Consider the following 11,963-nt stretch of genomic DNA (forward strand, 5'->3'; position numbering starts at 1 on the left):
TACGGAGAGGGGGGTAGGTGAGCAATAACTGGGCATGGTTGTCAACTTCTTTTTTCTTTTTTGGATGCTTAAACTGTTATAAGGCACAACAAAAGCCTAAAATATGGATAAGTCAACTGCACTTTGTCTGATTTTTATTGTGGATGGTCGGATTTATGGTGGAGCAAGCTATGATGTTAGCGTTTCTGAGGTTTGGGGCAATTGATCCTCCGGTGGAAGCAGGTTGGCTTCCCCAGTTGATAGAGTGGGGAATTCAACATATAGACTTTCTTTTGATTGGGGTGATTATCTTTGGGCTGGCGATTATGCTTTACCTGCAAGGGCAAATTGCTGGTGAGAAGCAAGGTTTTGTCGAAGGGGTCAAGCATCATATTCACATCCAAGCATATGATAAGGCGGATTTTCCGGCAACCTATCAAAAAGATAAATATACCGTTGTTGCACAAAAAAAGCTGGAAAAAAGCTTAAAGCCGAAAGTTCCTGTCGATATTCAAGATGATGCATGAGCAAAGCCTTCATGTTTCTGGCTGGCGCAGTGTTGATGTTGTGGTTGGTTGGTATCTCGCAGCAAGTACCTGTTATGACTGCCAGTGTAACCTTGGGTAGTGTGCCTTACCAACCTCCCGCTCCAGCCGCCCAACCTATCCGGCAAGCAAGATGTCGAGAGTGGTATTTTGTTGTTCAGGGTGACACCCAGTGGACGATAGCCCTCCTGTATTCCGGTAACATCGAGAAACATCTGTGGTTACGCCAGATGCGGTATATGTCAGGTTTGCCAGTGACTGATGAAAATATTCGGACAAACCAGCGGTTATGTGTAGGGTGGTAAATATATTGGGCAATATGATCAAATAATGTCTAACGCGCTTATGTGGCTTCCAATATCCACTCAAACCCCACCAAATTTCTTACCTGCTCATTAAATTCCATTCCCACCAGTAAAATTTGGTGCTGCTAATCCCAATATGGCGCGGCATAATCCTTTTCGCGGATTTGCCGTAGCGCGCTGCCGTCGCTTTTCGTCCCTTCCACTCCACCAGAAACCACGGTGTTGCGGTTTCAAACCAGTGGCATCCTGCCCCTTGATCAACGTTGTCCTGAACAATCGGTCGCAGGGAGCGGATTCCGATCGGCAGTTTTTTCATCACTGGGCAGTATTGCTTGGCTATTGATTAAAGCCAGTATAGCGCAGGGTTTTACAGATGCTACCAATCTCCCCGCGCTAGTCTATAATGCAGCCATCAAACGGATAACGAGCATCAAGGCACTGCGGTTGGGCAACATAATCCCCAACAGGCTGGAGAACAATACGCATGAGCAACCAACAGGGTATGGATGAATCTTTCCTCGACGGCGACCACGCAGTCTTCCTCGAACAACTTTACAGCCAGTACCAGCAAGATCCCAACAGCATAGAGCCACAATGGCAGGCATATTTTCAGCGGCTGGATAGCAGCCCCGTCACCGGCATGGCTGCCATGGGTAGCCGTAATGGCAAAGTGATGGAACACCGCAGCGAACAGTTGCGTGTTTCCCGTCTGATCAATGCCTACCGTTACCTCGGCCATTTTGAAGCCGATACTAACCCGCTGGGCGACTACGCCTACAAGACCAGCGTGCCGCAACTGACACTGGAACATCACGAGCTGGCAAACATACCGCTGGATACGCTGTTTGACCCCGGTTCTTTCAATATCGCGGGTCAGCCAACTCTGGGTAATATCCTTCAGGCTCTGCGCGAAACCTATGTGCGCGCCATCGGTTTCGAGTACATGCATATCCTCGATATCCAGGAAAAGCGCTGGCTACAGAAACGTATTGAGTCGGATTTGGGCAAACCCAAACTTTCCCATCCGCAGCGCCGCAAGATCCTGGAAAACCTGACAGCGGCGGAAGGTTTCGAGCAATACCTGCACCGCCGCTATGTTGGCCAGAAGCGTTTCGGCCTGGAAGGCGGCGAAAGCCTGATACCGCTGCTGCAAACCCTGATCCACGAAGGTGGTCAGCAAGGTTTGCAGGAAATCGTCATCGGCATGGCGCACCGTGGCCGTCTCAACGTGCTGACCAATGTGCTGTGCAAGCCCGCCGGGGATCTGTTCCATGAATTTGAGGGCAAGATCGACGAAAGTTACACTGGCGATGTGAAATACCACAAGGGCTATTCCGGCGATATCAGCACGCCCGGCGGCCCGGTGCATCTGGTGTTGGCCTTCAACCCTTCGCATCTGGAAATTGTCAGCCCGGTGATGGAAGGTTCCGTGCGCGCCCGTCAGGATCGCCGCCAGGACAAGGACGGCGATCAAGTTTTGGGCATTTCCATCCACGGTGATGCTGCGTTTGCGGGGCAGGGCGTGGTGATGGAAACGTTCAACATGGCGCAGACGCGCGGCTACCGTACCCGTGGCACCATCCACATCGTCATCAACAACCAGGTCGGCTTTACCACCAGCACGGTTTCCGATAGCCGCTCCACCTATTACCCGACCGATGTGGCGAAAATGATCAATGCGCCCATTTTCCACGTCAACGGCGACGACCCGGAAGCGGTGGTTTACGCCGCGCAGGTGGCGCTGGAATACCGTCAGGTGTTCCAGAAAGACGTGGTGCTTGATCTGGTTTGCTACCGTCGTCTGGGGCATAACGAGGCTGACGAGCCGACCATGACCCAGCCAGTGATGTACGACATTATCCGCAGCCTGCCGACTACCCGCGCCAAATACGCGCTGAAACTGGCGGAGGAAGGTGTGGTCAGCGCGGGTGGTGCTAAGGGGTTAGTGGATGCTTACCGCACCAAACTGGCCAATGGCGGCATTACCTGCTGCAACAGCCAGACCCGTACCGGTCTGCCACTGGAATTGCTGACCCACTGGAAACTCTACGTCGGCCAGCCGTGGCGTCAGGAGATTGATACTACCTGTTCCGCCGAGCGTATCCATGCATTGACGGAACGCTGGGTCAGCAAGATTCCGCAGGACTTCGTGGTGCATCCGCGCGTACTCAAGGTGTTGGAGGCGCGTGCCGCCATGGGGCGGGGTGGACAGCCCGCTGACTGGGGTTTTGGCGAGACGCTGGCTTACGCCACCTTGCTGGAGGATGGTTTCGACGTGCGCCTGTCGGGGCAGGATTGCGGGCGTGGTACGTTCTCGCACCGCCATTCCGTACTGCACCACCAGAAACGCCGTGAGCAATGGGTTCCGCTCCAGCATACCGCCGATTTCCAGGCCAAATTCACCGTGATCGACTCAGTGCTGTCGGAAGAGGCAGTGCTGGCGTTTGAATACGGCTATGCCACCGCCGAGCCGGAAACGCTGGTGATCTGGGAGGCACAATTCGGCGACTTCGTGAATGGCGCGCAGGTGGTAATCGACCAGTTCATCAGTTCCGGCGAGCAGAAATGGCAGCGCCTGTGCGGGCTGGTGATGTTCCTGCCGCACGGGCTGGAAGGCCAAGGGCCGGAACACTCTTCCGCACGGCTGGAGCGCTTCGTGCAACTGGCGGCACAGGAAAACATGCACATCTGTATCCCATCCACGCCTGCTCAGGTGTTCCATATGCTACGGCGGCAGATGATCCGCAAGTACCGCAAGCCGCTGGTGGTGTTCACGCCGAAAAGCCTGCTGCGCCACCCGTTGGCGATTAGTGAACTGGAAGAGTTCATCAACGGCAAATTTGAAGTGGTGCTGGACGATGTGGACATTACTGACGTGGACGCCAAGGAACATGTCAAGCGCGTGATCATGTGCAGCGGCAAGGTTTACTACGACCTGCTGGAAGAACGCCGCAAGAACGCCATCACCGACACCGCCATTATCCGCCTGGAGCAGCTATACCCGTTCCCGTCACAGGAACTGGTCGATGTGATGGAGTATTACCCCAATGTTGAAGCCGCTATCTGGTGCCAGGAAGAGCCAGTCAACCAGGGGGCGTGGAACGGCATCAAGCACCGTTTCGAAGCGTATGATTACACCGAAGTCGTGTGCGTTAGCCGCCCGGCGATGGCTGCCCCGGCAGTAGGTTCGCTATACATGCACCAACACCAGCAACAGGCACTGGTCAGGGAAGCGTTGGGGCTGGAAACGTAACAAGCTTTCACCACTGCGCGTGGATGTGGTCGTCATGCCGTGCGGCATGACAGCCCTGAAAGCGGATATTGGCCGCCTGCACGCCCAGCTTCTTTTGCAGATACGGTTCCAGCAGGATTTTTTGCGCATCCACCGCCAGTAATTGCAACAGCAGGCGGGTGCGTGCAACGTCCAGCGCATAAGCCGCATAACGGGATTGTAGCCAGTCAAAATTCCAGCGCAGCCAGCCGGCTTGCCTGGGCAAGCCTGTTCCTTGGGTGAAGATGGTTGCTCGTAAAACCAGTAACCCAGCCATGCAGGCGAAAAATCTACCGGCTCGCCCGTTGCTTTGCGCTGGTAGAAATAAGCCAGGTCAACCTTGCCGCCATCCGTGTGGCTGAGGTGGGGCAGTAACGGAAAGCCATCCAGAAACGGAAAGCCTGCATCCAGATACCGCACCGTTGTATCCGGGTAGGTTTGCTGGAATTGACGGGCAACGTCCGTCAGATGGGTTTTGATTGTGGGTTTGACGTAATTGCGCATTAGCAGGCAGTAACCCAGGTTGGCTGGTTCCAACGGCGTATCCTCAGTAGCGAAACAGGGCAGGGGAACCCGCCCGCCTTTAGCCGCCAGTTCTGGCACAACCACTGCCACGCTTACAGCATACAACAGCAGGAATACAGCCAACCCCGACAGCCTGCGCAGCCAACGTGAAGGGGGGCGGGTCAGGTTCGCCAACCTCAGGCTCAGCAACCATAGCAACCCGCCGACCTGTGTCAGCAGGGTTAACAGGATGACTATGGTCAGCAGCATTACGTGGGGTATTTTCGTCAGTTTTAGATTGCGCTGATGGTAAAAAGCCCCGCATTGCGGGGCTTTTTACTGTCTGGGGATGCCGATTTACCAGTAGTGACCCTTGCCGGATACCTTCTGCGCTGCTGCGGAACCCAATGCATTGCTGACGGCAGCGCTGACGCCGACGCCTGCTGATTGCATCAGGCCGGCCAGTTGCTGGTACTGGCTGGTATCCTTGCAGGCGGCGGCGGCCTTGTCATACAGGCTGGCAGCCTTGTCGCTGTTGCCCCATTTCTGCGCCAGTTCAGCCAGGTAGGCGAAGTGGAACAGGTTGTCAGCCTTGGCTTCGGCCTTGTCCAGAATCTGTTGCGCCTGTGCGTCATCACCGAGGTGTTCCTTGACCGCGCTGGCCAGCTTTTTGAATTCAAACGCGCTGGCATTGCCGGATTCCAGTTTGGCCAGTTGGTCGCCGTAGAATTTGTTGGTCCATGCCTTGCCGAAGTCGCTGTCGGCCAGCTGTTTGCACACGGTTTCGCCGAGGCTGCGTACCTGCGCGAAAGTGCCTGCGTTGCTGGCGGCCAGATCCAGCAGGCGGCTCAGCCATGCGTTGTCCTTGACCAGATTGCCGACCGCGAGGATCAATGGCTGATAAGAGGCAAAGCTGAAACTACCAGCAGCCTGCATCTTGTCTTCCGCCGTGGTCAGCAACTGGGTGGCGTAGGATTTATCGTCCAGTTCCTCGACCACTTTACCCGCCAGATCAATGAACTGGTTGGATTTGGTCAGGGTCTTTTCCTGGTTCTGGAATTCGATGTAACGCGCTTGGCTGGCTTCACGCTTGGCAAGCTTGTCGGCGATACGGCTGTTGCGTTCGGTATCGTCAGCCGCCAGCTGCTTGGCGGAAGCGGCCAGTTTGCGCATTTCGTCCAGTGAGCTGACGTTGGCTTCGGCCTTGTCCAGCGCCTGGATGGCAATGTCATTGCTGCCGAGTTTCTGTGCGCGCTGGGCGACATCCAGTACTTGTGCGTTGGTTTCGGTCAGGCTGAGCGCCTTGTTCAGGGCGCTGGCGGCAAGGGCGGTATCCGGGGTGGATTTTGCCAATGCATCCAGCACGCTGGCGCTGTCGGTGAAGACCTTGCAGCTGTCCACGGCTTTGGCGTAGAGGCTGTTGGTTTTGTCGGCGTCCTGCAAAGTGGTGCTGACTTCGCCAGCGAGATTGACCAGCGCGGAGGCGGTGTCGGCTTTGCCTTCGGCAGCGGCGTAAATGCTGGTTACCTTGTCCTTGTCGCCGAGGTTGTCGTTGACGGCCTTGGCCAGCATGGAGAGGTCGGCAACCGTGTTGAGCTTGCTGGCGAGCTTGTCATACGCTTTGCCAGCGATGGCTTTGTCATCCATGTTGGCGGCAGCAGCGGAGGCCAGATTGAGCAGGTCATCCTTGGTACTGAATTCGTTCAGGGCGACGTTGTACATATCAGCAGCGGTGGACTGGTCGCCCAACAGGCTGGCGTAACCGGTGGCGAGGTCAAGGTTTTCCTGCCCGCTCATGGCGAAGTTTTTGCCGTTTTCCAGCAACTCTTCGGCCTTGTCCTTGTTGCCCAGCAGTTTCATGAAACCGCCCGCCAGCGCGACGAATTGCGCCGGGAACATGCAGCCGCCTTCAGCATCACTCAGCGCATCTTCCACGGCTTTGTCATCACCGAACATATCTTTCAGGCCGGTGGCGTAATCGACCACATCCTGTGTGTCGTTGCTGGAAGGTTCCGCTTTTTTGAACACCATGCGCGCGGCATTTTCGTTGCCTTCTTTCTTGATGTCGGTCGCCAGCTTCTGGTAGTCAGCGATGGTTTTGCAGTTGCCGGTCACCTTGCCGAACAGCTTGTTCGCCAGCGCGTTGTCTTGCAGCGCTTCCTGCACGTAGCCTGCATAAGTCAACAACTGGTTGGTGTTGGAGGTTTCGCCAATGGCTTCTTCCAGCAGGGCGCGGCCTTTGTCCTTGTCGCCGAGGTGCAGGGCGATGCTGTAACCGACCAGCGCTTTTTCGCTGGCGTCGAAACAGGCTCCTGCGGCTTCGTCATACAGCGCGGTGGCCTTGTCCTTGTCGCCCGCCGCTACATAGCCTTCGGCAACACTGACGTAATGATCAGGGAAGGAACAATAGGACTCGCCTTTTTCCAGCAATTCTTTTGCGTAATCAGCGTCGGCAGGTTCGGCCAGTGCCTGTTTGGCCAGTGCTGCGCAGGAAGCAGCGTCGGTGCAAGTGGATGCCTGATCTTTGAGTTCGTCGCGGGTAGCCATCGGTTCCTCCGTTGTAGGGATATAGTGCGATCATTTGTGGGGGTTTGTGTGTTGTAAAGGAAAACCGCTTTGGGTTCAAGTACGTGAAAGGGGATATAAGGGCGGCAAACACTGTTTGATTGGTCAGGCATCCCACCACTCAGGCAAAAAAAACTTCTTTCTGTCAGAACACTGTGCGGGATTGCGTGGAGGGAGGCTGAAAATGGTCTGCGTAGAAAACCGTTAATCGCACAAACCCAATCAACATGGAGGATATATGACATGAGCAGCATATCACAGGGAGGTGGCTACAAGGATATTCAGTCCGGCGGCCAGACCCTCAGCAGTACGTCTACCCAGTCCCAAACGGCGAATACCGTTACCCAAAGCGCAGTAGGTTCGATCCAGGAACGCCAGCAAAATCCCTTTTCTGGCAATCAGGAAACACTGACAAACCTGATCCAGCTACTGATAGACCAGATCAGCAAATGGAAGGACAAAAAGGGCAAGCAGCCACCACAATCCCAGCCCCAACCGTTGCAACTGAACAAGGATCAGGATCAGGCTATCCGCAACCGTTTCGGTATTTTCGGCGAGCTGAATTATGAAGTGCTGGACAACAACCGTGACCGCAAACTGAGTGCGGGTGACGAGTTGGTCATTTCTGGTGGTTTTACCGGCGGGGAAATTTCCCGGCAGAAGCTGACCCAGAAGGATGTGGACGCCATCAACGGCTCCGGCCTTACCGATGCGCAAAGCCAGCTGGATGCCAACCGCAAGCAGTGGGAATCACAAGGGATTGACGATTATTCATTTACCTTGCAGCGCAGTTGCTTTTGCCGGGGTGACGCCATCCGCCCGATCAATATCGAAGTCCGTGATGGTAGCGTGACCTCTGCCCGATATGCCGATACGGGGGAGCTGATTCCGGATGACCGCCAAACCAACAAACAGTCGATTTATAACCTGAGCGCGGATGGACTGTTCAATCTGGTCGATCAGGCCATCAAGGGTGGCGCGGCGCAGGTGGATGTGAGCTATGACAAGCAGTATGGCATCCCGACCTCTATCTACATCGACCAGAGCAAGCAAATTGCTGACGAGGAAATGGGTTACAGCATCACCAATTTCCGCCCTGAACCGTCAGTGACAACTTTGGCAGTGGGCGAGGAAGATGGCGGTGGCGGGCCGGTTATCATTGATCCACCGGTTGAACCACCGATTGCGACCACCAAGGCATTGGGTGAGGAAGATGGTGGTATCAAGCCCGGCCCCATCAAACCGCCGGTTGAACCACCCATTGCAACGACTTTAGCCCTGGGTGAGGAAGATGGTGGTTATCTTGGCCCGCCGATTAAGCCACCGGTTGATGACCCTATCGTGACGACCCAGGCTGTCGGCGAAGAAGACGGTGGTGGCTATCAACTACTCCAATAAAAGCAAGGTGTAAGCGGGCATGAGCAAGACAAGCCGATTGTTGATCGCGGGCGGGGATACCGACCCGCAACTGGTACGCCTGCTGAAACGGGCGGCAATGCACGGTATTCCTGTGCATTGCCTGCTTACCGGGCAATCCGGTTCGCCACGCCTGCACTGGGACATCCGCAATAACTGCCTGCTGGATGATGGTGGGAAAGTCGCTGTTAGCGCGGCTTTCATCCGTCAGGATGTATTTGCCTACCTGAAAAGCAACAATACGCAGGACAGCGCCGCTGCCCGTGAGTGGTATGTCGCGGTGTCCGGCTGGTTGCTGGCTACACCCGGTATCCGTATTTTTAATCGAGCTTTCCTGCCCTGCGGTTCGGTCAACAAACCTTATGTGTTGCGGCTGGCGATGGAGATGGGTTTCCATGTGGCGGATACCTTTGTCAGCAATGACATTCCCGCCATGAACGCCCTGCATGATAGCGGTGCGTGGATTACCAAGCCGGTGACGGGTGGCTCCTATTGCTCACTGCTGGAAAAGCACGCGGGCAGTGTCAATAACATCCTCTCCTATCCGCAAATCGTCCAGCAACGCCTGGAGCAACCGGAATTGCGGGTATTTCGTATTGGCGATGCCTGGTTTGGTTTCCGGGTGCTTTCCGAAGCGCTGGATTACCGCACCTCTAGCGCTACCCGGTTGCAAGTGACGGAAGCACCGGGCGAACTGGTGGAAAAGTTGGCGCAACTGTCCGGGTATCTGGGGCTGGATTTCGCGGCGGCGGATTTCAAGACTGACCCTGCGACTGGCAAGTTGCAGTTTCTGGAAATCAACACCAACCCGATGTTTGCCGGGTTTGATCAGGTGGCAGCGGGCGCGTTGAGTGATGCGATGCTGCGTTATCTGGGTGTGTTGCCAGAATGAAATCGTCTTTTCCAATGTCTGTTTGCTAGCGCTTGTTAGCAGCGGGTTTGCCGTTTGCCCGTAAATCTGCCACTAATTGCTGAAATTGGGGGGAATGGCGCAGCAGTGAGCGCCCGGCGGCAATCAGCTCATCCACTTGTGCGGCGGGCAGTTCCAGCGAGGTTCCCAGCTGTTCCAGCCGTTGCGCCTGTGCTGGGGGCAGTTGCCGGAAGTTCAGTTCCGCCAGATAAAAGTTGATGTCCGCGCAGTTTGGGGTGGGACGGGTCTGGCAGCGCCCTGTTTTCACCTGCTGTTCCCACTCGCCGAAACGGTTGGCCAGCAAGCCCAGCGTATCCTGGTTGTAGCGCCGTGACTGGATGGTGGTGACGGCGCTGAGGGTGGCGCTCACGCTTGGGTCGGAACGGTAACGGGCAATGTGGGAGGGGATGGCAGGGGCGGCATTCACCACGATAAAGGCAACCCTGTGGGTGTTGGCCATGCCGTAGGTTTGCATGATGTCCCAGAAATTGCCATTTTGGCCTTCCACCACATGCAATAGCGAGCGTATTCCCAGGTTGTCGGAGACACCGCCATCGACCAGATGCAGGTATGGGTATTGGTCTTTGCGCAAATATTGCAGGAATTCTGTTGCTTGTGCGCCATCCTGATGTGGGTAGGGCTGGCAACCGGGGTAATTGCGCAGGGTGATGGAGGAAAACAGCACTGGCACGGCAGCCGATGCCGCTACCGCGCGGCCTACCGGATATTCCCCGAGGCTGGAGCATAGCCAGCGGAAGCTTTCCTCGGTAAACGGGAATGCTGTGCCGGTTGACAGGTCGGTGGCGTTGATCACGATGCGCGGGCCATCCTTGCGCATGTCACGGAATTGCTTACCACCGAAAATGCTGTTCTCGAAATAGTCCGCCGCCAGATCGCCACGGTTATACAGGCCCGGTGCCAGTTTCAGCCAGTTTTTGGGTTTCAGCAGGCTTTTGATCAGCCTGCGCTGCACGGTTTGTTTCAGGAAACGCTGTTCATAGTCGTTGAAGATGCGCTTGCCATGCAGGCCGAAGTAGGCAGCGGTAAAACTGCCGCCGGAAACCGAGGAAATCAGGTCGGTTTCATCCAGCAGGCTGTGTTCCTGACCGTGTGTCTGGATGGGGGTATTGTTCAGCTCCTGCATGACACCATAGGAAAGGGCGGCGGCGCGCGTGCCCCCGCCGGAAAAGGTCAGGATCAGCGCCAGATCGTCATCGCGCCCCGGGTGGCTGACCGGAGGGAGAGAGCCGGTAGGTGTCGCCATTGCTTTCAGGGGCTTGTTTAACAGAGGGGACACTGCCGAACATCCCGCCAGCAGCAGGGCAAATAAACAAATGGGCAGAGCTTTTTGCATGGCTGTCGCGTTGGGGAAACATAAAGGTATAGGTTACACCAAGCCGGTGGTGTACGCTTGATTTGCGTCCTTTATCAACCCAAAGCTTGGGCATTCCTGTAAAATGGGTGTAAGGGTTGTTTGCATCTTCGCCATTCAAGGCTATGATGATTTTGTTCCGATCAAATAACGCAGAAAATGTCACGCCCAAGGAGGTTAGCCGATGCAAGGTCTACTGAATGTCGATCAACCGTTTACGCATTATTCCGTGCGTCAGGTCGAATTTTCCGCCATCCCCAGGTGGTTACGGCAGGCGTGGGAGGATGTGAAGGCAAACCCCTTGTCCAGTATGGCGTATGGCCTCATTTTCGCGGTGGGGGGCATCATTATGAGTGTCCTTTCCGCTAACAGCCCCGGTTTTTTCATGGCGGAAGCTGCTGGTTTCATGTTGTTGGGGCCATTTCTCGCGCTGGGTTTGTATGATCTGGCTTATCGGCATGAGCAGGGCAAGCCTGTACGGTTCGTGCATTCCGTAGTGGCGCTGAAACGCAACGCTGTCAACCTGTTGCTGTATGCGGCATTCCTGGGCGTGATGATGCTGTTATGGCTGCGTCTGGCTGCTATCGTGATGGATGTGTTCCTAGGGGAAGCGCTGGCGGCGGAGCAAACGTATACCGGTTTCATGGCTGTATTGCTGGGTACGAAGATTGGCTTGCTGTTTACCCTGCCATTCCTGCTGGTGGGCTTGATGTTTGCACTGGTGTCGTTCGTGACCGGCGTGGCGACTGTGCCGATGTTGCTGGAGCGTAAGGTGAGTCTGGTGACAGCGCTTAATACCAGTATTCGCGCCATCCTGGCTAACTGGAAAGTGATGCTGGGGTGGGCGGCGGTTATCGCGTTGATCATTGGCGCGGGCTTGCTGCCTTTCAGCTTGGGGCTGACCATTGCCATGCCACTGATTTCTTATGCCAGTTGGCATGCTTACCGTGATATGGTGGCAACAGTATAAGGTAGGCGGCATCAATCACTCCATTCGTGCTGCATCGCATTCCTTGCTTTCACTTTAAAACGGTGTGTAGAGCAAGGGATTCTGGCAAGCTTCCTCAAAAAATGTCATAAATTCTCCCCCATCTGA

General features: G+C 55.4%; 10 protein-coding genes. 6 read left to right on the plus strand and 4 right to left on the minus strand.

Going from position 1 to position 11,963, the window contains the following annotated elements; genetic code table 11:
- The first annotated feature begins 155 nt into the window (after positions 1-155).
- A complete protein-coding gene (locus THINI_RS19370) occupies positions 156-506 on the plus strand; it encodes a hypothetical protein (protein WP_154724459.1) in 351 nt (116 codons plus the stop codon).
- Positions 503-829, plus strand: a complete 327-nt coding sequence (locus THINI_RS19375; RefSeq protein WP_154724460.1) for a hypothetical protein — start codon at positions 503-505, stop codon at positions 827-829. The genes THINI_RS19370 and THINI_RS19375 overlap by 4 nt, the downstream gene beginning before the upstream one ends.
- Positions 830-908: 79 nt before the next feature.
- On the opposite strand, the gene THINI_RS19380 is transcribed toward THINI_RS19375, so the two are convergent.
- Complete coding sequence (locus THINI_RS19380) at positions 909-1,145, minus strand: hypothetical protein (protein ID WP_040839613.1); 237 nt, start codon at positions 1,143-1,145, stop codon at positions 909-911.
- Positions 1,146-1,313: 168 nt separating this feature from the next.
- On the opposite strand from THINI_RS19380, the gene THINI_RS19385 reads away from it, so the two are divergent.
- Complete coding sequence (locus THINI_RS19385) at positions 1,314-4,082, plus strand: 2-oxoglutarate dehydrogenase E1 component (RefSeq protein WP_002710214.1); 2,769 nt, start codon at positions 1,314-1,316, stop codon at positions 4,080-4,082.
- Here the strand turns inward: THINI_RS19385 and THINI_RS25390 are convergent.
- The gene (locus tag THINI_RS25390; protein WP_002710215.1) at positions 4,020-4,874 is read right to left on the minus strand and encodes a hypothetical protein; all 855 of its coding nucleotides are present in this window, start codon (positions 4,872-4,874) and stop codon (positions 4,020-4,022) included. The two genes, THINI_RS19385 and THINI_RS25390, sit on opposite strands and share 63 nt — an antisense overlap.
- Before the next feature lie 87 nt (positions 4,875-4,961).
- On the minus strand, positions 4,962-7,151 hold the full coding sequence (locus tag THINI_RS19395) for a hypothetical protein (RefSeq protein ID WP_002710216.1): 2,190 nt from the start codon (positions 7,149-7,151) through the stop codon (positions 4,962-4,964).
- A 261-nt stretch (positions 7,152-7,412) separates the two neighbouring features.
- Between THINI_RS19395 and THINI_RS23795 the strand changes: the two genes are divergently transcribed.
- Together THINI_RS23795 and THINI_RS19405 are read left to right on the plus strand one after the other, a co-directional pair.
- Positions 7,413-8,567 carry a DUF6174 domain-containing protein gene (locus tag THINI_RS23795; RefSeq protein ID WP_002710217.1) on the plus strand — a complete coding sequence of 385 codons (1,155 nt, stop codon included), beginning with the start codon at positions 7,413-7,415 and terminating at the stop codon, positions 8,565-8,567.
- 19 nt (positions 8,568-8,586) lie between these two features.
- A complete protein-coding gene (locus tag THINI_RS19405) occupies positions 8,587-9,477 on the plus strand; it encodes an ATP-grasp domain-containing protein (protein ID WP_002710218.1) in 891 nt (296 codons plus the stop codon).
- 25 nt (positions 9,478-9,502) lie between these two features.
- On the opposite strand, the gene THINI_RS19410 is transcribed toward THINI_RS19405, so the two are convergent.
- Complete coding sequence (locus THINI_RS19410) at positions 9,503-10,849, minus strand: patatin-like phospholipase family protein (protein ID WP_002710219.1); 1,347 nt, start codon at positions 10,847-10,849, stop codon at positions 9,503-9,505.
- Positions 10,850-11,051: 202 nt separating this feature from the next.
- Between THINI_RS19410 and THINI_RS19415 the strand changes: the two genes are divergently transcribed.
- A complete protein-coding gene (locus THINI_RS19415) occupies positions 11,052-11,837 on the plus strand; it encodes a DUF2189 domain-containing protein (protein ID WP_002710220.1) in 786 nt (261 codons plus the stop codon).
- Positions 11,838-11,963 lie beyond the last annotated feature (126 nt).

Source organism: Thiothrix nivea DSM 5205, assembly GCF_000260135.1.
Taxonomy (GTDB): Bacteria; Pseudomonadota; Gammaproteobacteria; order Thiotrichales; family Thiotrichaceae; genus Thiothrix; species Thiothrix nivea.